Origin of the sequence: Clostridium malenominatum (assembly GCF_039521365.1) — a bacterium.
Taxonomy (GTDB): Bacteria; Bacillota; Clostridia; order Clostridiales; family Clostridiaceae; genus Clostridium_AW; species Clostridium_AW malenominatum.
In genome coordinates, this window is the sequence record NZ_BAAACF010000001.1 from 773041 (window position 1) to 798135 (window position 25095).

General features: G+C 30.2%; 25 protein-coding genes. 23 read left to right on the forward strand and 2 right to left on the reverse strand.

Annotated elements, in window-relative coordinates:
* Positions 1-43: 43 nt before the first annotated feature.
* The 5 genes from ABDZ69_RS03870 (at position 44) to ABDZ69_RS03890 (ending at position 5302) form a co-directional block, all read left to right on the forward strand.
* Complete coding sequence (locus ABDZ69_RS03870) at positions 44-1003, forward strand: sulfurtransferase (protein ID WP_343766805.1); 960 nt, start codon at positions 44-46, stop codon at positions 1001-1003.
* Positions 1004-1064: 61 nt separating this feature from the next.
* Positions 1065-1760, forward strand: coding sequence for a TVP38/TMEM64 family protein (locus ABDZ69_RS03875; protein ID WP_343766807.1), 696 nt, complete (start codon positions 1065-1067; stop codon positions 1758-1760).
* A 124-nt stretch (positions 1761-1884) separates the two neighbouring features.
* Positions 1885-2691 (forward strand): ABC transporter ATP-binding protein, encoded by an 807-nt coding sequence (locus ABDZ69_RS03880; RefSeq protein ID WP_343766809.1) that lies wholly within the window; start codon positions 1885-1887, stop codon positions 2689-2691.
* Positions 2678-4327: a hypothetical protein gene (locus tag ABDZ69_RS03885; protein WP_343766810.1), complete on the forward strand. Its 1650-nt coding sequence runs from the start codon at positions 2678-2680 to the stop codon at positions 4325-4327. The genes ABDZ69_RS03880 and ABDZ69_RS03885 overlap by 14 nt, the downstream gene beginning before the upstream one ends.
* A 93-nt stretch (positions 4328-4420) precedes the next feature.
* On the forward strand, positions 4421-5302 hold the full coding sequence (locus ABDZ69_RS03890) for a hypothetical protein (protein WP_343766812.1): 882 nt from the start codon (positions 4421-4423) through the stop codon (positions 5300-5302).
* A 203-nt stretch (positions 5303-5505) separates the two neighbouring features.
* On the opposite strand, the gene tpx is transcribed toward ABDZ69_RS03890, so the two are convergent.
* Positions 5506-6000 (reverse strand): thiol peroxidase, encoded by a 495-nt coding sequence (gene tpx, locus ABDZ69_RS03895; protein WP_343766814.1) that lies wholly within the window; start codon positions 5998-6000, stop codon positions 5506-5508.
* A gap of 154 nt (positions 6001-6154) precedes the next feature.
* Between tpx and ABDZ69_RS03900 the strand changes: the two genes are divergently transcribed.
* From ABDZ69_RS03900 to ABDZ69_RS03970, 15 genes are all read left to right on the forward strand, one after another.
* Positions 6155-6814 (forward strand): hypothetical protein, encoded by a 660-nt coding sequence (locus tag ABDZ69_RS03900; RefSeq protein WP_343766816.1) that lies wholly within the window; start codon positions 6155-6157, stop codon positions 6812-6814.
* A 19-nt stretch (positions 6815-6833) separates the two neighbouring features.
* On the forward strand, positions 6834-8189 hold the full coding sequence (locus tag ABDZ69_RS03905; RefSeq protein WP_343766817.1) for an FAD-dependent oxidoreductase: 1356 nt from the start codon (positions 6834-6836) through the stop codon (positions 8187-8189).
* Positions 8190-8207: 18 nt separating this feature from the next.
* Positions 8208-9968, forward strand: a complete 1761-nt coding sequence (locus tag ABDZ69_RS03910; RefSeq protein WP_343766820.1) for a helicase-related protein — start codon at positions 8208-8210, stop codon at positions 9966-9968.
* 150 nt (positions 9969-10118) lie between these two features.
* Positions 10119-10556 (forward strand): hypothetical protein, encoded by a 438-nt coding sequence (locus tag ABDZ69_RS03915; RefSeq protein ID WP_343766821.1) that lies wholly within the window; start codon positions 10119-10121, stop codon positions 10554-10556.
* Between the two features lie 87 nt (positions 10557-10643).
* Positions 10644-10976: a hypothetical protein gene (locus tag ABDZ69_RS03920; RefSeq protein ID WP_343766822.1), complete on the forward strand. Its 333-nt coding sequence runs from the start codon at positions 10644-10646 to the stop codon at positions 10974-10976.
* A gap of 245 nt (positions 10977-11221) precedes the next feature.
* Positions 11222-11554: an LSm family protein gene (locus tag ABDZ69_RS03925; protein ID WP_343766824.1), complete on the forward strand. Its 333-nt coding sequence runs from the start codon at positions 11222-11224 to the stop codon at positions 11552-11554.
* Between the two features lie 370 nt (positions 11555-11924).
* The gene (locus ABDZ69_RS03930) at positions 11925-12248 is read left to right on the forward strand and encodes a hypothetical protein (protein WP_343766826.1); all 324 of its coding nucleotides are present in this window, start codon (positions 11925-11927) and stop codon (positions 12246-12248) included.
* 2 nt (positions 12249-12250) lie between these two features.
* Complete coding sequence (locus tag ABDZ69_RS03935; protein ID WP_343766828.1) at positions 12251-13300, forward strand: V-type ATPase subunit; 1050 nt, start codon at positions 12251-12253, stop codon at positions 13298-13300.
* Positions 13301-13311: 11 nt separating this feature from the next.
* The gene (locus ABDZ69_RS03940) at positions 13312-15288 is read left to right on the forward strand and encodes a V-type ATP synthase subunit I (RefSeq protein ID WP_343766829.1); all 1977 of its coding nucleotides are present in this window, start codon (positions 13312-13314) and stop codon (positions 15286-15288) included.
* 13 nt (positions 15289-15301) lie between these two features.
* The gene (locus tag ABDZ69_RS03945) at positions 15302-15727 is read left to right on the forward strand and encodes an ATP synthase subunit C (protein WP_343766831.1); all 426 of its coding nucleotides are present in this window, start codon (positions 15302-15304) and stop codon (positions 15725-15727) included.
* Positions 15728-15751: 24 nt separating this feature from the next.
* Positions 15752-16060, forward strand: coding sequence for a V-type ATP synthase subunit F (locus ABDZ69_RS03950; RefSeq protein ID WP_343766833.1), 309 nt, complete (start codon positions 15752-15754; stop codon positions 16058-16060).
* Positions 16061-16070: 10 nt separating this feature from the next.
* Entirely contained in the window at positions 16071-16676 is a 606-nt protein-coding gene (locus tag ABDZ69_RS03955; RefSeq protein ID WP_343766837.1) for a V-type ATP synthase subunit E, read from the forward strand.
* Positions 16677-16682: 6 nt separating this feature from the next.
* Positions 16683-18461 (forward strand): V-type ATP synthase subunit A, encoded by a 1779-nt coding sequence (locus ABDZ69_RS03960; protein WP_343766840.1) that lies wholly within the window; start codon positions 16683-16685, stop codon positions 18459-18461.
* Between the two features lie 16 nt (positions 18462-18477).
* Complete coding sequence (locus tag ABDZ69_RS03965; protein ID WP_343766843.1) at positions 18478-19863, forward strand: V-type ATP synthase subunit B; 1386 nt, start codon at positions 18478-18480, stop codon at positions 19861-19863.
* Entirely contained in the window at positions 19856-20467 is a 612-nt protein-coding gene (locus ABDZ69_RS03970; protein ID WP_343766845.1) for a V-type ATP synthase subunit D, read from the forward strand. Before ABDZ69_RS03965 ends, ABDZ69_RS03970 begins: the two co-directional genes overlap by 8 nt.
* Before the next feature lie 170 nt (positions 20468-20637).
* Here the strand turns inward: ABDZ69_RS03970 and ABDZ69_RS03975 are convergent, their stop codons facing one another.
* Positions 20638-21120: a hypothetical protein gene (locus ABDZ69_RS03975; RefSeq protein WP_343766847.1), complete on the reverse strand. Its 483-nt coding sequence runs from the start codon at positions 21118-21120 to the stop codon at positions 20638-20640.
* A gap of 267 nt (positions 21121-21387) precedes the next feature.
* On the opposite strand from ABDZ69_RS03975, the gene hcp reads away from it, so the two are divergent.
* The 3 genes from hcp (at position 21388) to ABDZ69_RS03990 (ending at position 24857) form a co-directional block, all read left to right on the forward strand.
* Positions 21388-23100, forward strand: coding sequence for a hydroxylamine reductase (gene hcp, locus ABDZ69_RS03980; RefSeq protein ID WP_343766851.1), 1713 nt, complete (start codon positions 21388-21390; stop codon positions 23098-23100).
* A 193-nt stretch (positions 23101-23293) separates the two neighbouring features.
* Positions 23294-23995, forward strand: coding sequence for a TVP38/TMEM64 family protein (locus tag ABDZ69_RS03985; RefSeq protein WP_343766854.1), 702 nt, complete (start codon positions 23294-23296; stop codon positions 23993-23995).
* Positions 23996-24155: 160 nt separating this feature from the next.
* Entirely contained in the window at positions 24156-24857 is a 702-nt protein-coding gene (locus ABDZ69_RS03990) for a TVP38/TMEM64 family protein (protein WP_343766857.1), read from the forward strand.
* The last annotated feature ends 238 nt before the right edge of the window (positions 24858-25095 follow it).

Consider the following 25095-nt stretch of genomic DNA (forward strand, 5'->3'; position numbering starts at 1 on the left):
TAAATCTTTTCTTTATATAAAAGATTAGGGGAGGAACAAAAAAATGAAGAAAATAGTATCAATTTTAGTTGGTCTTGCTTTAACTGTTGGACTTGTTGGATGCGGAAGTAATGCTCCAAAGAAAACAGCAGAAGACTTAAAGAAACAAGAAACAAAGTATACAGCATATGCAAATAAGGATGCATTAATTAGCGCAACAGATGCTAAGGGAATGCTAGACAAAGGTGGAAAGATAGCTCTTTTAGATGTTAGATCTGGTGCAGACTATACATTAGGACATGCTAAAGGTGCAATCAATATCTGGAGACCAGATTTTGAAAGCAAAAACTTTCCATATGGCGGAATGGCTATAGAAAAAGAAGGAATGGAAAAATTACTAGGAAGCCTAGGAATAGATAATGAAACTAAGATACTTATAATAGATGGAGCAGCTGAAATGGATGCAGCAAGAGTTTGGTGGATTCTTGATATGTATGGCTACAAAAACGTTGCTCTAGTTGATGGTGGATTTGCAGGTTGGAAAGCAGCTGGTCTTGAAACTACTATAGCAAAACCAGAAATAAAAGCTACTGAATTCAAATTCCCAGGAGAAACTGATAAGAGTAAGTTCGCTTCATTAGAAGATGTTAAAGCTGCTAAAGACAACAAAGACGTTGTAATATTAGATACTCGTTCAATAGAAGAAGCAACTGGAAAAGATCTTAAGAAAGGTGCTTTCAGAAAAGGTAGAATACCAGGAGCAGTATGGCTTGAATACAAAAAAGCAGTTGGAGAAGATAGCACATTTAAAACTGCAGAAGAGTTAAAGAAATTATTTGAAGAAAAAGGAATCACTCCAGACAAAACTATAATTCCTTACTGTCAATCAGCAGTTAGATCTGCACACACTACTTTTGTATTAACTGAATTATTAGGATACAAAAACGTTAAAAACTATGATGGTTCATGGATTGAATGGAGTTACAATAAAGACCTTCCAGTAGAAGAGGGAGAAATAAAATAATTTAATTTAGAAATCTAGGGTGGGGACTCCATCCCCTCCTATTTTTTTTAAGGAGGCAACAATGGCTAAAGAAGGAAAAAGTAATAGTTCTTTAAAACTTATAATTGCGGTTTTAGTTATAGCTATAGGATTTTTTATAGCATGGAAAACTGGTCTAGTATCAAAAATACAAGATGTTGAAGCAATGCAAGCTTTTTTTAAGAGCAAAGGAATTTTAGGATACGGAATATTTATATTAATATTTATAGTTGTTTGTGTGTTTATGATACCAGGGTCAATGCTTACAATAATAGCAGGTATTGCTTTTGGACCTATAATAGGAGGAGTAGTTTCTCTAATAGGTGCAACTTTAGGTGCTACAGCGGCATTTTTAGTTTCAAAATATGTGGCAAGAAGCATGATTGAAGAGAAAATAGGAAAAAATGAAATGTTTAGAAAGATAGATGATGGTGTGGAGAAAAACGGAACAAGCTTCTTAATATTAACTCGTTTAGTTCCAGTATTTCCATTCTCCTTCCAAAACTATGCATATGGCTTAACTAAAATAAAATTAAGCACATATTTCATAGTATCATTAATTTGTATGGCTCCAGGAGCATTTATATATGCTTACATGGCTGGAGAAATTGTTACTAATGGATTCTCACCAGCGCTATTAGTTAAATTTGCTGGTGCAGGAGTAGCTTTATTCTTAGTTTCTTTAGTACCAAAATACATTGCAAAGAAAAAAGGAATAGATATGTCCAACCTGAAATAATTACATGAAATTAATACCCTCATAAAAAAGACAATACTAAAATCTAGCATTATATAGATTTTAGTATTGTCTTTTTTTGTGGTATATTATATTTATAGGAAAAATTTAGAAATGGAGTGGGCTTATGGAATGGGGAAATGAGAACATTATTGAAATTAGGGATTTATATATGACTTTTGGAGAGAAAGAAGTATTAAAAGGAATAAATTTGGAGGTGAAAAAGGGAGAGATAATAGGATATATAGGGCCAAATGGAGCAGGAAAAAGTACTACAGTAAAAATTATGTTAGGCCTTATTGAAGGATATAATGGTGAAATAAAAATTTTTGGTGAATCCATAAATAAAGGAATTATTGAATATAAAAGAAAGATAGGGTATGTTCCAGAAACAGCGGAAATTTATGATAGTCTTACTGCGGAGGAATATTTAACATTTGTAGGAGAATTGTATGGATTAAGCTCTGATAAAGTGGAGGATAAAGCTAAAAGACTTATGAAAATTTTTGGCATAGAAAGTGCCTATAATTCTAGAATTTCATCCTATTCTAAAGGCATGAAGCAAAAGATTGTAATAATCTCTAGTTTAATACACAATCCAGATATATTATTTTTAGATGAACCTTTAAGTGGTCTAGATGCAAATACAGTAATGATAGTAAAAGAAATTTTATCAAAGCTTGCTAAAAGAGGCAAAACTATATTTTATTCATCTCACATAATGGAGGTAGTTGAAAAGATAAGTAGTAGAATAGTGCTATTGAATAATGGAGAAATAGTAGCTGACGGAAGCTTTGAAGATCTTAAAAATACATGTAGTGAAGGGTCTTTGGAGCAAATATTTAATCAACTTACAGGTTTTAACAATCACGAAAATATTGCAGAAGAATTCGTATCTATAATTGAAGAAGGTGAAAACCATGAAAGAATTTAAAGTATTAAAATTTATAGATAAGTTTGAGTTTCTATTTGATAAATTTGGAGTAGATTATAGAGTTATGAGAAGAATTCTTCAGATAAAACTTATAATGGATGGTAGGAGAGTACCCACTATTATAAATAATCATAAAAAAGATGAAGAAGATGATGAAAATAAATTTTTTAAATCATTATTACATTATTTCTTACTAGGAATATTTTTAATTATACTAGTGGCAATTAGAGGAAATATAATGTATCAAATGACTACATTTTTTGGTATAACTATGTTTATGCTACTAACTACTCTTATTTCAGATTTTTCTTCTGTGCTTTTAGATTTGAGAGATAAAAATGTCATATTTACAAAGCCTGTAGATAGTAGGACTATAAATTCAGCTAAAATTCTTCATATATTGATTTATATGTTTTATATTACTACTGCGCTAACGGGTTTGGCTCTTTTAGCAGCATTAAGACATGGAGTTGTATTTTTTTTAGTATTATTTTTGGAAATAATTCTTATAGATATCTTTATGATTGTAATTACAGCAATAATTTACACTTTTATATTAAAATTTTTCGATGGAGAAAAACTAAAGGATGTAATTAACTATGTTCAAATAGCTTTGACTATATCATTAACTGTAGGATATCAGTTTATGGGAAGGCTATTTAGCTTTGTAGATATCAATGTGATATTTACACCTAAATGGTGGCAGTATTTAATTCCACCCATTTGGTTTGCAGCGCCTCTTGAGATGATTTTTAATAATAACTATAGTAGTTATCTTATGACATTAGCTTTAATGGCCATGATTATTCCCATTATTTCTATAGTAATATACGTTAAACTTATGCCTACTTTTGAACGAAATTTGCAAAAGCTCAATAATAATTCTAATTTTGTTAAGAGAAATAAAAAATCTATAAGTGAAGTTATAGGAGAGCTTATTTGCCTTAATAAAATGGAAAAGATATTTTATAAGTTTACATGTAATATAATGAAAAATGAAAGGGAATTTAAATTAAAGATATATCCTTCTTTAGGGTTCTCCATAATTTTCCCCTTTATATTTTTATTTAATACTATTTCAAGAGGAAGTTCCTTTGGAGAATGGATCACATACTTAAGTTCAACAAAATATTATTTCAACATATATTTTTGTGCATTAACTTCTTCTACGGTGATTATGATGATTAAATACTCAGAAAAGTATAAGGGAGCATGGATTTATAAAGTTGCTCCTATAAAAGAGATTCCTCCAATTTTTAAGGGAACCATAAAAGCCTGCTTAGTAAAGCTTATAATTCCAATATACTTATTTGATGCAATAGTATTCTTGTGGGTATTTGGAATAAAGATATTACCACACTTAATTATAGTGTTTTTAAATATAATATTGTTTGTAATTGTATGTTTTAAGGCTATGAATAAAGCATTACCATTCTCTAAATCATTTCAGATTACTCAGGATGGGGAAGGGCTAACAAATTTTTTGCTAATTATTTTTCTAGGTATAATTGCAGGGGCGCATTACGGGATCACTCACATTGGATTCAATGTTTATGCATACATGGCGATATTATGTATAGGGGTTATTTTACTTTGGAGAAATTCTTTTAATGTATCTATAGAGGGAATACAGTAGAATTTAGATTTTATTATAATATATGGTATAATATTCAATAATAGGTACAATAATAATAGAAAGAGGTTAGAAAAAAGAATGGAGTGATTTAAAATGAAAATATTGTTCTGTAATATAAAATGGATGAAGGAATATAGAGGAATTAATGAAAATGATGAAATTAGTTCTATGACAAAGAGTTCCAATAAAAAAATTAAAAATGCAGAGCAGTATAACTTTTTAAATTTAGATGGTTATTATTATGGATATGTATCTGCTAAAGCTGGAAGTAAGAAGAAAGTTGAATTACTACTAGAAGACATATATCCAGATAGTAAAGGTAAAGAAATAGTAGATGATGTGCTAGTAATTTGGATTGCAAAGAGACCAAATGAAAAAGCAGGTCATAGAATAGTAGGATGGTATAAAAAAGCTAGAGTTTATAAAAGCTATAAAGAGAATAGCTTAGGAGTTTATAATATAAAAGCTAGTGTAGAGGACTGTTTATTAATACCTCCAATATATAGAAACTATTTAATATATCCAGCAAGAATAATAGGAGCAGAAAAGGGATTAGGACAGTCAAATATATGGTGTCCTAGAGGAGAAAATGCAAGGGAAATTGTAGAAAATTGCATAAACTACATAAATAACTATAGTTATGAAAGATTCGATGAACATATTACAGAGGAACAGCTTAACTTTATCACTAAAGATAAATTAGATACATTAGAGTGTTATGTTAAAAAGGGAGAAGAGCTATTACATATTAATCCCCTTAAAACAGTTCAGTACTGTAATAAGCTGATAAATGAAAAGGGCGAGGACTTAACTGCTTTATATAATAAAGCCCTTGGACTAGAAAGCTTAAGATTTTATAGTAAAGCCAGAGAAGTGTTAGGATACATACTAGAAAAAGATGAACAACACAAAGAAGCTAAAGCTAAGATGGATAATATCAATAGATTGCTTAAGAACATAGAAGAGGTTTCTTAAGAAAAAATAAAGTTTCTAAAAGAAATTCCTTAAGAGGAGTTTCTTTTGTTATTATACGAACATTTAAACAGATAATTAAAAAACTAAGTCTATAGTGAATTTAAGCAGGGGGTGCTGTTTTTACTATAGACTTAGTTTTAAATCTATTAACTGTAAATAACCTATTTTGGGGGAATAAATTATTTACATGTGAGTATTAACTTTTATTTTGCTTCACTAGCAGCTTTTAATATAGCATTATAATTAGGTTGTTCTGTTATTTCATCTAGGTACTCGACATATACAATTTTATTGTTACTATCTATAACAAAGGCAGCTCTAGTAAGCAATCCTAATTCTTTAATGTATGTTCCATAATTCTTTCCAACTAATCTATCCTTGAAATCAGATAGGGTAACTACATTTTTAATTCCATGAGCAGCACACCATCTAGCCTGAGCAAAAGGTAAATCCATTGAAAGTGTATATATAGACACATTTGCATGAGCTGTTGCTTTTTCATTAAAGGTTCTAGTTTCTAAATCACAAACGGGGGTATCTAGTGAAGGAACTGTTAAAAGTATTCTAATTCCCTTTGTATCTTTGAAAGACACTTCTTTTAAATCTTTATCTATAGCCACAAAATCAGGGGCTGTATCTCCAACTTTCAATATATTACCTTCAAGGTTTAAAGGACTTCCGTTAAATTTTATAATCATTTTTGTACCTCCTAAGAATATAATAATTATTAATTAATAATTATTATTTATTAATTTGATTGTATCATATGTAAATAATATTTTCAATAGTTTTGATAAATATTCATTATGTGTATATAATAATATTAAAATCTAGTGATAAAGGTGATAAAAGATGAAGAAAAAAGTGGGAATTTTTATAGTAGCGTTAACAATATGCATAGGAATAACTTATAAATATAATACAAGTAATAAAAAAGAGATAGGTGTAACTCAAAAAACAGTGACAGTAAGTAAACAGGAAAAAGAAGAATTAAACAATCACTTTACTATTTTTTCTAAATATAAACTAGAGGAGTTTAGTGAAAATTCATTAAGTGTAGAGAATGCAATAGATTTTGCAGTTCAGTATAATTTCGATAATAACTTTGAAAAATTTTCTATATATAAAGAAAGATGCTGTGCTTATATAGATAAAGAATATATTGAAAAAACGGTAAATCATTATTTTGGAATTAATATTGATACATATAGTAGTACTGAAAAGCATGAATTTATTGAAGATAAATACATTGCACCCCTTGCTAGTGGAGGGTCCTATAATTTTTCAAAAATAATAAATTTATATGAAATAGAAAAAGATAAATTATTAGCGGAATTAGAAATTTATCATGCTGAAGGAAACTTTATGGGAGATATAAATGAGGATAAGGAAGCTTGGGAAAAAGGTGAGGGAGAAGTTCCAAAGCTCATTGGAAAGAAAAAAGCGGTACTAAAAAGGATAAATGAAGGGGGAAAAGGAAGATATATATTATTGTCCTACGAAAATTTTTAAGGAAGGGTGGGTTATGTATATGAAGAAGAGAATAGTTATAATTGGAGGAGTAGCAGGTGGAACAACTGCAGCAACTCAAGCTAGAAGAAATGATCCAGAGGTAGAAATTATTATATATGATAAGGATAAGGATGTATCCTATTCAGGATGTAGTTTGCCTTATTATATAGGAAAAGTAGTTAATAAAAGAGAGTCGGTTGTACCTAGAGAGGGTAAATACTTTAAAGATAAATTTAATGTGGATGTGAAAGTTTTACATGAGGTTCTTTCAATAGATTCTAAAAACAAAAAGGTAAGAGTAAAAAACTTAGTTAGTGGAGAAGAATTTGAGGATTTTTATACCACATTAATCATAGCCACAGGGGCATCGCCTTTTGTTCCTAATAAAGAATGGATTAATAAAGAAAATGTATTTGTATTAAGAAATGTAGAGAGCGCTGATAGTATAAAAAAATATATAGAAGAAAATAATCCTAAGAAAGCTTTAATTATTGGAACGGGATTTATAGGCATGGAGCTATGTGAGAACTTGATGGAAATAGGCATTGAAACTACAGCAGTAGAGCTTAAAGATCAAATAATGCCACCTCTTGATAAGGAAATGGCAGATAGGATAGAAGAATATATAAAAGAAAAGGGTGTAATAGTATATACCGAAGAAGAAGTGAAAGAACTTAGAGGAGAAAAAAGGGTTACAGAGGTAATAACTAATAAAAGAAACCTAGAAACGGATATGGTTATACTTTCTATTGGTATTAAACCAAATACAGATTTAGCTGTAGAAGCAGGGGTAAAGCTAGGAAAAACTAAGGCTATTAGAGTAAATGAAAAAATGAAAACTAATGTAGAAGATATATATTCAGCTGGAGATTGCGCCGAAATTTATTCATTAATACATGAAGATTATGTTTATAGACCTCTTGGAACTACAGCCAACAAAATGGGAAGGGTAGCAGGGAAAAATGCTACAGGAGAAGATGTTTCTTTTGAGGGAATTCTCTCTACGGGTATATTTAAAATTTTTGATAAAACCGTAGCTTTTCTAGGTATGAGCGAAAAAGAGGCAAGGGGATTAAAGAAAGAAGTAGAGATATATAATATAAAGACATACAATAAACCACCTTTTATGAAGGGCGCCTCTATTATGTATATAAAAATAGTTGTGGAAAAGTTAAGTGAAAGAATATTAGGTATACAAATAATTGGAGGAGAAGGAGTAGATAAGGCAATAGATACTTATGCAGCGGCTATAACCTTTGGTGCTAAAAAAGGAGATTTAGCCACTATTGACCTATCCTATTCCCCACCTTATTCTACGGTAAATACTCCAGTTGTTCAATCTGGAATTATAATGGAGGGAAGTTTAGATAAATAAAACTTTGGAGGGCGAACTATGAAGAGAAGAACTGTAGAAAGAAATTTTAGAAAAATAAAAAATGAAATAGCCCACATAGAAAATTTAGTTAAAAACACAAAAAGTATAAATGGATTATGGGAACATGAAGGAGCAATTAGAAGGAAACTGCGGCATCTAAAGGAATTTGAAGGAGAAGATTTAAGAGACTTTCAAAAGATTTACGATAGATATTTAGAGGCATTAGAAAATGTATCTACTAAATTAATCAATGATTATAATAGAAAAAATAAGACAAATTTTACTTTTCATGAAGTAGTTAGAGGTAATTATGAGGCTTATTTAAAGTCAGGAATAATGAGTGTTTTAATAACTAGCCACATACCCAAGCTAGTTTTTAAAGAATTTGATGAAGTATTTCCTCAAAACCCTAAAGAGGAATATGAAGATGCAAGAAAAATTAAAAGAAATTTCTATCTTCACTTAGGGGAAACTAATACAGGAAAAACTTACAATGCAATGGAACGATTAAAAGAGGTAAAAAAGGGGATATATTTGTCCCCTTTAAGAATATTAGCTCTTGAAAATTTTGAAAAACTTAATAGAGAAGGGGTAAAGTGCCACCTTCTAACAGGAGAAGAAGAAATATTAATTGAAGACGCAACACATATTTCTTGCACTATAGAAAAGCTAAATTTAAAAGAACAATATGATTTAGCAATAATAGATGAAATACAAATGATTAACGATGACTCTAGAGGAGCTGCTTGGACTAGAGCTCTATTAGGATTAAACTGCAAGGAAATACATGTATGTGGTGCAATAAACTCTAAGGAAATATTAATAGATATAATAGAGGACTGCAGAGATAATTACGAAATTAAAGAGTATAAAAGAAGTGTTCCACTGGAAATTCAGCATAGAAGTTTTTCATACGGGGATATAGAAGCAGGAGATGCCTTGGTGGTATTTTCTAAAAAAAGAGTGTTACAACTTGCTTACTACTATGGTGACTTAGGTATAAAAGCTAGTTTAATTTATGGAGATTTACCACCAGAGGTTAGAAGAAAGCAATATGAGCAGTTTATTAACAAAGAAACCACTATTTTAATAACCACAGATGCTATTGGCATGGGAGTTAATCTGCCTATAAGAAGAATAATATTCATGGATGTTAAAAAATTTGATGGCAATGAGGTAAGATTTTTAACATCTCAAGAGGTGAAACAAATTGGTGGTAGAGCTGGAAGAAAAGGAATATATGAAGTAGGATATTTAACTTCCTTTGGAAGTGGTCAAAGTTTTATTGAGGAAATGATAAATAGTGAAGATGAGATAATAGACACTGCGGTTATAGGCCCTAGTGAGGCCATACTTAGAATTAAAGGACTACCATTAAAAGAAAAATTAGCACTATGGAGTACAAGGGAAGAAAAAACTCCGTTTTATAGAAAGATGGATATAAGCGAATACTTAATAGTTTTAGAAAGCATTAAAGGATATAAACTAGAAGAAGCCCTCCAATGGCAAACATTAAAAATTCCTTTTGATGTGACAACTCCAGAAATAATGGAGCAGTTTTTAAACTATATGGATGAATTATTTATAGCTAGAAGAAAGGCTATTACACTTCCGAAATTCAAAACAAAAGAACTTTATGAGCTAGAATTATATTACCAAAAGATAAATCTTTATTATTCTTTTTCAAAGGTTTTCGAATTACCTTTCGATGAAGAGTGGGTTTATGAAGAAAGAATTAGGGTTAGTGAGGAAATAAATAATATTTTGAAAGGAATATAAGGGAGGAACTGTTTTGAAAAATAAACATATTATGTATTATAAGATCCTTCCTTGAAATAATATAACTTTTACTATATGGGAAAACATTATTACTACAGAAATCAAAGGATAAACTACTGGCAATTCTTATTGTTAGTAGTTTTTTGTTTAATGTTATCGAATAATATTGAATATTATAAAAGATATATGATGCTGAATTTATTAAAGAAATCCTTGGAAAATCAGAAAAATATCAAAAAAGAATCCGTTAAAAAAGAAAAAAATAGAAAAAACTTGGAGGTGAAGAGGAAAGGTTATATTAGTGGGGAACATAAGGAAGGATTAATTGTAGCGGATGAAAAAAAGAATATTGCCCATGATTTTCCAAACCATATTTCAAAATTTAAAGGTGAAACAGTAACAATATTTGTATCAGCCGGTGGAAGAGCTTCAGAAGGTTTTACAGGTGTATTTTTAAACTCAAATAATGATTTTGTAACACTTATATCAATAATAAGTTCTTCGGAGAAATGTATTAAAGATAGCCTTGGAAGTATTGTTGATATTCCAATAGAGAAAATAGTGGCTTTTGTTCATAACACTGTATAGAAATTCAGTAACATGTTTAAAACCTCCACATAGTATATATTAAGGTTAAAAGCCTAAAAATTAAATGCAATAGGAGGTAAAGTGATTATGAGTTGCGGACAAGATCCTAATTTTGTAGACCATATATCTAGATTTATAGGAGAAGTTGTAACAGTATATACTACTAGCGGTGGAGACTCTGGAGAAGGGTTCACTGGCGTTCTTTTAGCAGCAAACAGGAACTTTATAAGATTATTAACAAGAATAGGCCCTGCTCCAGCATGTGCTTTAGGAAGCTGCTGTGATAGAGACAGAGATAGAGATGACAGAGGCAGAGATAGAGATGATAGAGGAAGAATAAATTGTAGATTTAGTAATACTGGATCTGTAGTTGATATTCCAGTTGATAGAATAGCTTCTTTCGTTCACAATACACTTTAAATTTAGATAAGCTACAGGATATGATTTGATAAATTTTAAAGATCATAAGATAATAATTACAAATTAATGTGGGAATAAGGGCTAGAGGAAAGGAGTTGTTGTAACCCAAATATCCTCTAGTCTTAAATATTTGCAAAAAATATTTGTTTTGTAAATTATTTTAGTAACAGCTTAGAATAGACTACATACTATATATTAGGCGTAAAAGCTATAAAATATAAATACTGTAGGAGGTAAAGTGGATTATGGGTGAATTTGTAAATCATATGACTAGATATATAGGAGAAGTTGTAACTGTATATACTACTAGTGGTGGAGATTCAGGAGAAGGTTTCACAGGAATTCTTTTAGCAGTGAATAATAACTTTATAAGATTAGTAGATAGAATAGGCCCAGCTCCAGCATGTGCTTTAGGAAGTTGTTGTAGAGATAGAGACAGATGTAGAGAAGGATCAGATAGAAGAGATGACGGAAGAGAAGACAACCAGGGAAGACCAAGTTGCGATGTTAGAACTACAGGAGCTATTTCAGATATTCCAGTTGACAGAATAGCTGCTTTTGTTCACAACACATTATAGATAATCTAAAAAAACTAGTTGGGATAGCTTAGATTTAGCTATTTTCAACTAGTTTTTTATTTATGATACTTATTTTTATTTTGTAATTAATTCAAATATATGTAAATAATAATAGAGGATTTTGGTGGAAATTTTAGCATAGCTACGATAGTACAAGCTATTTTTTTATAACAAGGCACCATAAACTTACATTGGTAGAAAACTGATAATAACCTCCTTTATTTACTTCTTGCCAACTGCTAATATATATATTATGTTTTGAAACGTACAAAATTCAATAAGATTCAAAAATGATTCGACTTTGAATAAGGAGAATGTATTTTCATATTATGTATAAACTAAAAGAGATTTTTGAAAAGAGGTGGTGTCTGTGAAAAGAGAAATAGAAAGCTTAATAGCTTTGGATCAAGAATTGGTCAGCTATTTAGAAATAAAAGAAAATGAAATAATAAAGGAGAAGGAAGGTGTAAAAAATAAAATTGAAAAGTTATGGGCAGAGGTTGAGGATGAGCTAAAGGCTTTAAGAGAAAGAACTTCAGAAGAATATGATAAAAAAACCCATGATGAAGTAATAACTTTAAAGACAGAGACAAGAAATAAGGTTGAAGAGTCAAATAAGAAATATCAGGCAATAAAAGAAGCTCTAATAAAAGATACTATGGATTATATAATTAATTCCTCTAAGGGGGAGTAGCTATGGGAAGTATAACTAGATATGCAGCTATAAATTCTAAACTTAAAGCAATGGAAAGAAGATTTTTAAGTAAAGAGCAATACAGGAAAATTTTCCAATGCATGAGCTATGAAGAAGTTGCAAACTATATAAAAGATTATACCTTGTATGGTGAAGTTTATAAAAATTATTTTGGAGAAGAAATTCAAGAAGAAAATATTCAATATGCTTTAATGAAGGAGCATATAAATAACTTTCACAGCATTAGTAGCTTTTTTAACGGTGAATATAAAAAGTTATTTAATATTATGTTTATGAAATATCAGTTTGAAGATTTAACATTAGTAATTAGGGAAAAACACACAGGGAGAAATCATATAAATATAAAATCTCTAATAACCTACGACAGCCCATTAAACAAAATACCCTTTGAAAAGGTCATAGGTGCTAAAGATGTAAATGAAGTTATGAGTATATTAAAGGATAGTGCCTATAAAAAATATCTTCACAGTAATATAGACTTCCAAAATGATGAAAGTTTATTTAGACTAGAAATGTCTTTAGACTATATATATTATACAGAGATAATAAAAGTTTTGGATAGATTAGATAGGGAAGATAAAGTCATAATGAAGGGCATGGTAGGAGTTTATATAGACCTTTTAAATCTACAATTTATTTATAGAGCTAAGAAATATTATAATCTTACACCAGAAGAAATCTTGAACAGAACAATACCTAATGGATATAAAATCAATATAAATAAGTTAAAAGAATTATGTTACACTAAAAACCTTGATGAGTTTATAAGTATTTTACAGAAAACTAAATACAAAGACTTATTTAAATATGGGTTGAAAGAAGATTATATGCTACAAAGAGATATTTTGGATTACATAAGAAAAATTCATCTAAAGTATAAAAAAGAGCATAAAAACAATATAGGCACAGTTTTTTCATATCTTCAACTGGCATTATTTGAAATAAAAGACATTATATCCCTCATGGAAGCGAAGAGATATAATGTAGCCGATGAAGAATTGTTAAATTATATAAGCTTTAATATTGATTGAGAGGTGAGTTTATGGCAATAGAAAAAATGATGATGATCAACATGGTAGCGTCCATAAGTTTAATGGAAGAAGTAACTAAAAAAGTAGTATTAACAGAAATGTTTCATCCAATAAATGCTTTAGAAGAAATCAACCATGGAAACTTTAAGATAACTACCACAGAAGATAATCTAGATACTTTAATTGATGTAAATTATGTAAAGCCCTACTCAGAAAAAAGAGATTATTCTAGAATAAATAAGGAAATAAAGAACCTTTTAGAAGTAGTTGGCAACAGAAAAGATGAAAAAATTAACCGAGAAAATTTAATTTTTAATTATGGTGAATTAGAGGGTAAAGTAGTAGAACTATCAGAAAAGTATAAAGAATTACATGAAAAACAAATATCCATTGAAAATAAAAAAAAGGAATTAGAAGAATATAAGAATAGCCTCAAGTATGTATTAGAAGTAGACATTCCTATGGAACAATTCTATGAGCTAAAAAACTTTGAAATGGAACTATATAAGATAAGGGATGAAAAGCTTAATATATTAAAGGCTAATTACGAAAATATACCAGCTATGGTAAAAAAGATTTATAAAGGTAATGGTTATTCAATAATAATGGTTTTATGTACAAAGGTATTAAAAATAGATTCGGATAGAATATTGAATTCTCTGAATTGTGAATTAATTAATATGCCACCTTTGGAATATAAAGGGACTCCAAGAGAAATAATAGAAGTGATTGAAAAGGAATTAAAAGATATAAGTAATGAAATTGTTACTATTGAAAGAGAAATAGACAATTTTTATAAAGAAAATAAGTTGGAAATTGAAGCCATGTTAAAGAGCTTCGAATTGGAGAAAAGCTCTGAGAAATTAAAAGAATACGTAGCCTATAGCAATGATTTCTTCTATTTATCTGGTTGGGTTACTGAAAGAAGCTTAAAGAAATTTGAAGAAGAAGTAAAAAGAATTGATGAAAAAATAATATTTCTTCAAAAAAAAACTGAAGAAATAAAACTAGATATATGCCCCCCAACTAAGCTAAAAAACAACTTTTTGGTAAAACCTTTTGAAATGTTGGTTAATATGTACGGGGTACCTAGTTATGATGAAACAGACCCAACTTCATTTTTAGCTATAACTTACATGATAATGTTTGGAGCTATGTTTGGAGACGTAGGTCAAGGGGCTGTATTATTTCTTGCGGGCTTCCTTATGAAATATAAGGATAAAAATTCTACTGCAGGAAGCATACTAAAAAGATTGGGGATAACCTCAACTATATTTGGATTCTTGTACGGAAGTATATTTGGATTTGAACATATTATACATCCAATTTTAATAAATCCTATGGAAAATATAGAAACAGTGCTTATTTCTGCCATAATTTTTGGATGTGTACTTTTACTAATAGGTTTTACTTATGGAATTATAAATAACGTAAAGAGTAGAAATCTAGAAGAGGGACTTTTTGGTCACAATGGATTAGCTGGAATGGCATTCTTCATAGGACTTTTAATCTATGCTTATTCAACTATAACTTCAAATCATATAATAAATGGCAACATTTTAATAGTTATGTTGGTTGCATTGATGGCTCTAATGGTATTAAGGCAACCACTTGCACATTTATTAATGAAAAAGGGATTTACTTTTTCAGAGAGTAAAACAGATTATTTTATAGAAAGTGGATTTGGAGCTGTTGAAACTCTTTTAAGTATGTTTTCAAACACTCTATCCTTTATAAGAGTTGGAGCCTTTGTTTTGAATCACGTAGGTTTATTCATAGCATTTTCAGCTCTAGCAAATATGATGAAAAATTCCCTTGGAAGCATACTAATTTACATTTTAGGTAATGTGATAATAATAGTTTTAGAGGGACTTATAGTTTTAATACAAGGCCTTAGACTTGAATACTATGAATTATTTAGCAAATACTACAATGGATCAGGTCTGGAATTTAAGCCTATAACAATTAATAATGGAGAGTATATTTAGGAGGTAATTTATAATGATATATTTATTAATGGTAACTTTTATAATAGCAATTGGAACAATAACTTATGGATTTGTAGAAAAATCAAAGGCGGATATTAAAGGAACTGGTAATGTTAAAAAGGCTTTGAAGATAAACCTTTCAACCTTTATACCAGCTATAAGTGCAGCATTAATTTTCATGATTCCAAATATAGTACAGGCAGCAGGAGAAGCAAATTTAGGAACAGCTACAGGTCTTGGATATATAGCAGCAGCTCTTTGTACAGGTCTAGCAACAATTGGTGCAGGATACGCCGTTGGTGCCGTTGGTTCATCAGCATTAGGAGCAGTATCTGAAGATCCTTCAATACTTGGTAAAACATTAATATACGTTGGACTTGCAGAAGGTATAGCTATTTACGGACTAATAATATCTATAATGATATTATCTAAAATTTAATTATAAGGATTTGAGGTAAATATTATGAAAATGTATTTAATAAGTGACAACATAGATACTATAGTTGGACTTAAAATTTCAGGAATAGATGGAGAGATTGTAAACACAAAAGAGGAAGCTTTAGAATGTATAAATAAAATTGTAGCTTTAAAGGATATTGGGATTATAGTAGTAACGGAAAAAGTTAAGGCAATGATTCCTGAAAGAATTAGTGAGTTAAAGCTCTCCAAATATTTGCCTCTAATAATTCAAGTTCCAGATAGACATGGAAATGATCAGGAAAAGGATTGGATTTTGCACTATATAAAAGAGGCAATAGGTATAAGGATTTGAGGTGATAGTATTGGTTACTATAGAGGAGAAATTACATCTTTTTGAAAAAATATTATATGATAAAACGAATTCTAAAATAAATGATAAGCTTACGAAGGCTAGAGAAGAAATAAATAGCGAAATAGCAAAAGAAGAAAAAGCTATACAGGCTTACAAAGAAAAGATTACAAAGGAAATATATAAAAAGCATAAAGGGAACTACGAAAAGGAGCTCTTTAAAGCTAAATTTGAATCAGAACAAGAGCTTATAAATTTAAGAGAAGAGTTAATCAAGGAAACTGTTGATGGTATAAAAGCTAATTTAATTCAGTTTATTAATTCAAAGGATTATGAGGAATATATATTTTCAAATATTGATAATACATTAAAGAATATTAAAAATGAAAACTCCCTTGTTATATATTTTAATAATGAGGACTTAAAGAGATTTAAGGAAAGATTAGAAAAAGAAGGACTTGCAGATAATGTTCAAATAAGTCCAGAGAGTAAAAATATATTAGGGGGCTACATCCTAGAGGCTGAAAATATGAGATTTAGAATAGACTGTAGCTTAGATAGTAGCATAGAGGAATGTATTGAAAAAGTAGGAATCAAAATAACTGAGATATTGGTATAGATAGGAGTGGTTCTATTGGAAAATCTAGTAGGAACTATTGTTGGAATAAATGGTCCTGTTATTAAAGGAAAAAACATGGCCAAATTTAAAATGAGAGAAATGGTAATGGTAGGAGCTAAAAAGCTTATAGGAGAAATAATTGCTCTAGAAAAAGACTTAGCTACCATACAGGTTTATGAAGAAAGTTCAGGATTAAAAGTAGGAGAAGACATTTTTTCTACTGGAATGCCACTATCCTTAAAACTAGGGCCAGGAATAATAGGAAATATATTTGACGGTATAGAAAGGCCTCTTAATAAAATAAATGAAATTTCCTACGGTTTTATAAAAGAAGGAATTGGTCTTATTTCCATAGATGAAAAGAAAGAATGGTTTGTAAATATCACTTGCAAAGAAGGAGATATTTTGCAAGAAGGAGATGTCTATGGAGAGATTCAAGAAACCAATATTATAAATCATAGGCTTATGGTACCCCCAGGAATTAAGGGACGGGTAATAAAAGTTAAGCAAAGTGGCTTATATAATATAGAAGAAAAAGTTGTTACATTAAAAGATGGAGAAAGGGAGCATGAGTTAAGTCTGTATCAGATATGGCCAGTTAGAACTCCTAGACCTATCAAAAAAAGAAAGATTTTAAGCAAGCCTTTGGTTACAGGGCAAAGAATATTAGATGTGTTCTTCCCTATAGCAAAGGGAGGAACCGTTGCTATACCAGGAGGCTTTGGTACAGGAAAAACCATGACTCAACATCAATTAGCAAAATGGTCTGATGCGGATATTATTGTTTATATTGGTTGCGGGGAAAGAGGAAATGAAATGACAGAAGTTTTGGAGGAATTTCCTAAACTTATAGACCCTAAAACTAATACTTCATTGATGAACAGAACGGTTTTAATAGCAAATACCTCTGACATGCCGGTTGCAGCCAGAGAAGCTTCAATATATACAGGAATTACCATAGCAGAATATTTTAGAGATATGGGATATGATGTAGCTATTATGGCGGACTCCACTTCCCGTTGGGCAGAGGCTTTAAGAGAAATATCAGGAAGACTTGAAGAAATGCCAGCGGAAGAAGGATATCCAGCATACTTGCCTTCAAGAATAGCAGAATTTTACGAAAGAGCAGGTTATGTGGAAAATTTAAATAGCACAGAAGGTTCAGTAACTGTAATAGGAGCGGTTTCACCAGCAGGAGCAGACTTTTCTGAACCAGTAACTCAAAATACTAAAAGATTTGTTAGTGCTTTCTTAGGATTAGATAAGAAACTTGCTTATGCAAGACATTATCCTGCAATAAATTGGCTATCTAGTTATAGTGGATATACTCAAATGCTTAAGGAATGGTATGAAGAAAATGTATCTTTAGATATTATGGATTTAAGAAGCAAAATGCTTAAAATATTATTTGAAGAAAATAAACTACAGGAAATAGTAAAGCTTGTAGGAGAAGATGTCCTGCCAGACGACCAAAGACTTATTTTAGAAGCAGCTAAAATATTAAAGGTAGGATTCCTTCAACAAAATGCTTACCATGATATAGATACTTACGTACCCCTTGAAAAGCAATATAAAATGTTAAAGACTATAGAGCTATTCTATGATAAGGCTTATGAATGTGTAAAGATGGGAGTTCCTATTTCTAAGATTAGACAGGGAGAAATCTTTGGAGAGATGATAAAGATGAAATATAATATATCCAATGATGATTTATCAGGCTTCAAGAATATAGAAGAAAAAATATCCTCATACTATGAGGAATTAATGAAAAAATATAGACAATAACAAGGGAGGGGAAATTGTGAAAAAGGAATATTTAGTATTAGACAGAGTTCAAGGTCCCTTGATTGTGCTATCTGAAGTTGAAGGAGTTTCATATGATGAAATTGTAGAGATAAAGGTAAAAGATGGGGGAGTAAAAAAAGGAAAAGTTGTTCAGCTGTATGAGGATAAGGCTATAATACAGGTGTTTGAATCAACTTCTGGAATATCCCTTCACAATACATCTGTTTCTTTTAGTGGAAAACCTTTGGAGATTAGTCTTTCTAGAGGAGTTTTAGGAAGGGAATTTAATGGTGTAGGAAAACCTATAGATGGCAGGGGAGAGGTTTTTAGTTGTAAAAAATACAATGTAAATGGAAGACCTATAAACCCTGTAGCGCGTAAATATCCAAGAAACTTTATTCAAACAGGTATTTCATCTATTGATTGTCTATCTACGTTAATAAGAGGGCAAAAGCTTCCTATATTTTCAGGTAACGGCATACCTCATAATGAGTTAGCCGCTCAAATAGTAAGGCAAGCTCGTATTGGAAGTGATTCTGATGAAAAGTTTGCTGTAGTTTTTGCTGCCATGGGTATAAAGCATGATGATAAAGAGTTTTTCAGAAAAAGCTTTGAAGAAGCAGGAGTAATGGATAGACTCGTAATGTTTACCAATTTAGCAGATGACCCAATTGTAGAGAGATTAATAACTCCAAGAGCTGCATTAACCACAGCTGAGTATTTGGCCTTTGAAGAAGGTATGCACATATTAGTTATCATGACAGATATAACTAACTACTGTGAAGCGTTGAGAGAATTATCATCCTCAAGAGAAGAGGTGCCTAGTAGAAAAGGTTACCCAGGATATCTTTATTCAGACTTAGCATCCCTTTATGAGAGAGCAGGTATGATGAAGGATAAAAAAGGATCTATAACGCAGTTGCCTATTTTAACTATGCCAAATGAAGATATAACTCATCCTATTCCTGACTTAACTGGATATATAACAGAAGGACAGGTGGTTTTAAGTAAAGACATTTCAGGAAAGGGAATATACCCTCCTGTAAATATTCTGCCTTCCTTATCTAGGTTAATGAAAGATGGTATTGGAGAAGGATACACTAGAGAAGACCATGCGGAAGTATCAAATCAATTATTTGCAAGTTACTCTTATGTTCAAGATGTAATAGCATTATCACAGGTTATAGGTGAAGATGAGCTTTCTGATGTGGATAAAATATATATGAACTTTGGAAAAGAGTTTGAAGGAAGATTCTTAAACCAAGGTTTTGAAGAAAACAGAGATATATTTAAAACTTTAGATTTGGCTTGGGAAATATTATCTATATTACCTGAAGGAGAGTTAGATAGAATAAGCCCTGAAATTTTAAAAAAGTATTACAGGGGTGGTACTAATGCTTAATATTGCTCCAACTAAAGCAAATTTAATAAGCGCTAAAAACTCACTGGAATTTTCTCAGAAGGGTTTTGAATTATTAGATAAAAAAAGAAATGTTCTTATAAGAGAGCTTATGTCTTATGTAGATTTATCAAAAAAATTACAGGGACAAATTGACGAGGCTTTTAGGGACGCTTATGAAGCTTTAAAAAAAGCTAACATAACTATGGGATTAAAGGAAGTTCAAGAGGTAGCCGCAACTATTCCAGAGGCCATGGATTATGAAGTTATTTTTAAATCCGTTATGGGAGTGGAAGTTCCTATAATAAAATATGAAGAAAAAGATATAATGCCAAGATACAGTATGTATAAAACTAACTCAGCTATGGACTTAGCTTATATGAAATTTAACAAAATAAAATATTTAATCTATACCTTAGCCCAAGTTGAAAATGCTGTATATAGGTTGGCCATGGAGGTTAAGAAAACTCAAAAGAGAGCAAATGCCCTTGAAAACATTCAAATCCCTAAGTTTAAAGAAATAATAAAGAGCATAAGTGGAATTTTAGAAGAAAAAGAAAGAGAAGATTTCTTTAGGTTGAAGGTTGTTAAGAAAAAAAAGAATTAAATATTATGACAAATAGACTTATAATATTATAATTTATGTGATATAATATATTATGTAAAAACATATATTTTATCAAAGAGTAGAGGCCGCATTTAGGGTAATCCTGATGCGGTTTTTATTTTTTTGAGTTTTATTGCAAAAAAGAGTAGAAAAATTGCAAAGCAATTTTTCTACTCTTTTCTATGAGACTTTGAATCAGGGAAAGTGCCATCCCACTTCTCTATGCGAGATTTCATGTTCATAATTATCTCATCAGCTTTTTCTTTAGGCATCTTACCTTCTTCTACTTTTTTGTTTATTCTATTTGTCTTATCTTCTATAATGATATTTTTAGCTTCTTTAGGGGACAGTCCCTTCTTTTCTTTAATGATATCAAATATAGATTTGCCAGATTCTTTAGCTAAGCGCATATCATCTTTAGTTATTCCAAGCTTCTCCATAGTGTCAGGATGAATAAAGCCTTTATGCTTATGCTCTCCATTTTTCCCTTTACAATCTTTACGATCCTTGCAATCCTTAGAGCCTTCAATTTTATTATTAGGATTTTTGTTTTCATCAGACTTTGGGGTTGTAAGGGCCAAAGCACTTGAGCTTATTCCTAATGATAAAGTAATACATAGAGTTGCTATTAAACTAGAATTTTTTCTAAGCATTAAAAAACCTCCATAAAAAATTATTTAAACATATTGTACATTTAATAGTATGTGCATAAAATTATAAAATAAATATGCAAAAAATGATAATTATTTTTGTTTTTGTAACATAGGTTACCGATTCAAAGTATATCTTTTTAGTATAATTTGAATTGTCGAGGGACAGTTAATGATAATTAAGTGTCTGATGGACAGTTAGTAATAAATCAGAAAGAAAATATTAAAAAAATATATAAAAAATAATTGAAAAAAACGGAGGAATTAATAATGAGTATGTTTTGTTATCAATGTCAAGAAGCAGCTGGTTGCACAGGTTGTACAATAAAGGGTGTCTGTGGAAAAGACGAAAACCTAGCAAAAGCTCAAGATTTATTAATATATGTAGTTAAAGGAATCGCAGTTTACGGAGCTAAAGGAAGAGAAGTTGGAGTAGTTAATAAGGAAGTAGATACTTTTGTTATGGAAAGTCTATTTGCTACAATAACTAACGCTAACTTTGATAGAAATGTTTTCATAGAAAGAATTAGAAAAGGATTAAAATTAAGAGAAGAATTAAAGAGTGAGTTAATAAAAGCTGGTGTAAGCATAGAAAATTCAAATGCTAACGAAAATTGGTTAAACAAGATGCTTTCTTTTGTAGGATTTAAGAAGGAAGAAGAATCAAAATTACCAGAAGCAGCTACTTGGTTTGCTGATAATGTAGAAGAATTCAATGCAAAGGCTGAAACTGTTGGAGTATTAGCAACTAAAGATGAAGATGTAAGATCTTTAAGAGAACTTATTACTTACGGATTAAAAGGATTAGCAGCATATGTTGAACATGCAAACAACTTAAGCTATAGAAACAATGAAATATTTGGATTCATGCACAAAGCATTAGCAGCAACTTTAGATGATACTTTAGGAGTAAATGATTTAGTAGCATTAACTTTAGAAACAGGTAAGTACGGGGTAGAAGGTATGGCTATACTTGATAAAGCTAATACTGAAAGCTACGGACATCCAGAAATTACAAAGGTTAATATAGGAGTTAGAAACAATCCAGGAATATTAATAAGCGGACATGATTTAAAAGATTTAGAGCAATTATTAGAACAAACAGAAGGAACTGGAGTAGACGTTTATACACATAGCGAAATGTTGCCAGCGCACTACTATCCGGCATTTAAGAAGTATTCACACTTCGCAGGAAACTACGGAAATGCTTGGTGGAAACAAACCGAAGAATTTGAGAAGTTTAATGGTCCAATCCTTATGACAACTAACTGTTTAGTGCCACCTAAGGATTCATACAAGAATAGAGTTTACACTACAGGCGTAGTTGGATTTGATGGATTAAAGCACATAGATGCAAATGAAAAAGGAGAAAAAGATTTCTCAAGCTTAGTTGAACATGCAAAGAAATGCGCTGCCCCAATTGAAATAGAAAAGGGAGAAATCATCGGTGGATTTGCTCACAATCAGGTATTTGCATTAGCGGACAAGGTTGTTGATGCAGTTAAGAGCGGAGCAATAAAGAAATTCTTTGTTATGGCTGGATGTGATGGAAGAGCTAAGAGCAGAAACTACTACACAGAATTTGCTGAAAAACTTCCAAAGGATACAGTAATTTTAACAGCAGGATGTGCTAAATATAAATACAATAAATTAAACTTAGGAGATATTGGAGGAATTCCAAGAGTATTAGATGCAGGACAATGTAATGACTCATACTCCTTAGCTTTAATAGCACTAAAATTAAAAGAAGTATTTGGATTAGATGATGTTAACAAGTTACCAATAGCATACAACATAGCTTGGTACGAACAAAAGGCTGTTATAGTACTACTTGCGTTGTTACACTTAGGAGTGAAGAACATTCACTTAGGACCAACACTACCAGCATTCCTCTCCCCGAATGTTGCTAATGTTTTAGTTGAAAACTTTGGAATAGGTGGAATAACAAACGTAGAAGATGACATGGCAATGTTCTTAGGATAATAAAATAATAATAATAATGAAGAGGCTTTCCCATAAGGGTAGCCTCTTCTGTTTTTTGGGGGACGGTTAATAACTAATTTACTTTAGGTATTGTTTAATAAATATTTAAGAATTATAAAAGGTAGAAATTAAGAATTTTAGGATAATATTATTGATAATAACAGATAGATTGTAGATAACACAGGAGAAGATAATGGATAAAGGTATAAGTTTTTTAAAAAGTTATAAAAGGTTAATTATATGGATTTTAGTAATATCGATTTCAATAATATTGTCATTTATATTTAAAAATGAAATCAGTTATGGGTTAACTTTATTAAAGGATGGAGAAAGAATTAAAAAATTTCTAGATTCTTTTGGTCCTTTAGCGAAAATAGTATTCATTTTACTGCATATAATTCAGGTTGTAATTTTTATGATACCTGGAGAAATAATACAAACTGCAGGTGGATATGTATTTGGCACGTGGAGGGGAACCTTATTGTCAATAATAGGAATTAATATAGGCGTTTCCATATTATTTTTATTAACGAAAAGGTATAAAGAAAGTCTGGTAAATAAACTTATCCCGCAGGCTTTTAGAGAGAGAGTTGAAAAAATATTAAATTCTAAAAGGATAACTTTAATAGTATTTTTAGTCTATTTATTACCAGGTATTCCAAAGGACGGCTTGGTTTTAGTATGTGGTTTATCAAGAATAAATTTTAAAAATTTCATGATATATTCAACTCTTGGAAGGATGCCTGCACTAATTATGTCATCTTATTACGGACAAAATCTGGCTTTAGGAAATAAATCAATTGTAGTGATAGTGACTATAATTATAGTAGGAGTGTTTACCTTAGGACTTATTTTTAAAGAATTTATTTTTAAACGCTTAGAAAAGGTGAAATAAACAAACAGCTTTTAAAGTTTTAAAGGGACGGTTAACAACTATTTAATTATTTAATAATTGCTTAATAAATAATTAAGAATTACTAAAAGGAGAAATTAAGAAATATAGGATAATATTATTGTGAATAGTAGGTAAATTATAAATAACATAGGAGGATTTAATGAATAAATTTATAAACTTTCTTAAAAATTATAAAACCTTAATTATATGTATTTCTGTAATATCAATTTCAATAGTATTATGCTTAACATTTAAAAATGAAATCAGTTGGGGTTGGGAATTACTAAAAGATAAGGAGAGATTTAAAGAATTTCTAGATTCTTTTGGTCCTTTAGCGAAAATAGTATTTGTATTATTACACATAATTCAAGTTATAATTTTTATGATACCTGGTGAAATAATAGAAGCAGCTGGTGGATATGTGTTTGGAGCATGGAGAGGAATTTTGTTATCCCTAATAGGAATTAACATAGGTGTTTCTATATTATTTTTATTAACTAAAAAGTATAAAGAAAGCCTGGTAAATAAACTTATTCCTAAGTCTTTTAGAGAGCAATTTCAGAAAATACTAAGTACTAAAAAGTTAACTTTAATAGTGTTTCTAATTTATTTATTGCCAGGTATCCCAAGAGACGGTTTGGTTTTAATATGTGGATTATCAAAAATAGATTTTAAAAATTTTATGTTCTATTCAACTCTTGGGAGGATGCCAGCACTGATAATGTCATCTTATTATGGGCAAAATATAGCATTAGGAAACAAGGGCATTGTGATAATGGCTACAGTAATTATAGTATCGATATTTGCCATAGGTGTGATTTTTAAAGAATCTATTTATAAAAGTTTAGAAAAGGTTAATTAAAAAATAGTAGCTTTAATTATAAGCTACTATTTTGGCTTAAGTGGGATTAAGGGACGGTTAATGTTTTTTTGTATTACTAAATTGTAAGATTAATAATAACTTTGTAAGTTAGAAGATATACATTCAATTCTTAAAATTAAAGTATAATTAGGATAAATTTAAGAAAAAATATTTAAAGATAGATTTTTAAGATAAAACTCACATCAAGGAGGAATTAAAATGATGAAGTATAGGAAAG

Coding starts and splice junctions, on each gene's coding strand:
- ABDZ69_RS03870 (WP_343766805.1), top strand. CDS start 44: ATGAAGAAAATAGTATCAATTTTAGTTGGTCTTGCTTTAACTGTTGGA.
- ABDZ69_RS03875 (WP_343766807.1), top strand. CDS start 1,065: ATGGCTAAAGAAGGAAAAAGTAATAGTTCTTTAAAACTTATAATTGCG.
- ABDZ69_RS03880 (WP_343766809.1), top strand. CDS start 1,885: ATGGAATGGGGAAATGAGAACATTATTGAAATTAGGGATTTATATATG.
- ABDZ69_RS03885 (WP_343766810.1), top strand. CDS start 2,678: ATGAAAGAATTTAAAGTATTAAAATTTATAGATAAGTTTGAGTTTCTA.
- ABDZ69_RS03890 (WP_343766812.1), top strand. CDS start 4,421: ATGAAAATATTGTTCTGTAATATAAAATGGATGAAGGAATATAGAGGA.
- tpx (WP_343766814.1), bottom strand. CDS start 6,000: ATGATTATAAAATTTAACGGAAGTCCTTTAAACCTTGAAGGTAATATA.
- ABDZ69_RS03900 (WP_343766816.1), top strand. CDS start 6,155: ATGAAGAAAAAAGTGGGAATTTTTATAGTAGCGTTAACAATATGCATA.
- ABDZ69_RS03905 (WP_343766817.1), top strand. CDS start 6,834: ATGAAGAAGAGAATAGTTATAATTGGAGGAGTAGCAGGTGGAACAACT.
- ABDZ69_RS03910 (WP_343766820.1), top strand. CDS start 8,208: ATGAAGAGAAGAACTGTAGAAAGAAATTTTAGAAAAATAAAAAATGAA.
- ABDZ69_RS03915 (WP_343766821.1), top strand. CDS start 10,119: ATGTTATCGAATAATATTGAATATTATAAAAGATATATGATGCTGAAT.
- ABDZ69_RS03920 (WP_343766822.1), top strand. CDS start 10,644: ATGAGTTGCGGACAAGATCCTAATTTTGTAGACCATATATCTAGATTT.
- ABDZ69_RS03925 (WP_343766824.1), top strand. CDS start 11,222: ATGGGTGAATTTGTAAATCATATGACTAGATATATAGGAGAAGTTGTA.
- ABDZ69_RS03935 (WP_343766828.1), top strand. CDS start 12,251: ATGGGAAGTATAACTAGATATGCAGCTATAAATTCTAAACTTAAAGCA.
- ABDZ69_RS03940 (WP_343766829.1), top strand. CDS start 13,312: ATGGCAATAGAAAAAATGATGATGATCAACATGGTAGCGTCCATAAGT.
- ABDZ69_RS03945 (WP_343766831.1), top strand. CDS start 15,302: ATGATATATTTATTAATGGTAACTTTTATAATAGCAATTGGAACAATA.
- ABDZ69_RS03950 (WP_343766833.1), top strand. CDS start 15,752: ATGAAAATGTATTTAATAAGTGACAACATAGATACTATAGTTGGACTT.
- ABDZ69_RS03970 (WP_343766845.1), top strand. CDS start 19,856: ATGCTTAATATTGCTCCAACTAAAGCAAATTTAATAAGCGCTAAAAAC.
- ABDZ69_RS03975 (WP_343766847.1), bottom strand. CDS start 21,120: ATGCTTAGAAAAAATTCTAGTTTAATAGCAACTCTATGTATTACTTTA.
- hcp (WP_343766851.1), top strand. CDS start 21,388: ATGAGTATGTTTTGTTATCAATGTCAAGAAGCAGCTGGTTGCACAGGT.
- ABDZ69_RS03985 (WP_343766854.1), top strand. CDS start 23,294: ATGGATAAAGGTATAAGTTTTTTAAAAAGTTATAAAAGGTTAATTATA.
- ABDZ69_RS03990 (WP_343766857.1), top strand. CDS start 24,156: ATGAATAAATTTATAAACTTTCTTAAAAATTATAAAACCTTAATTATA.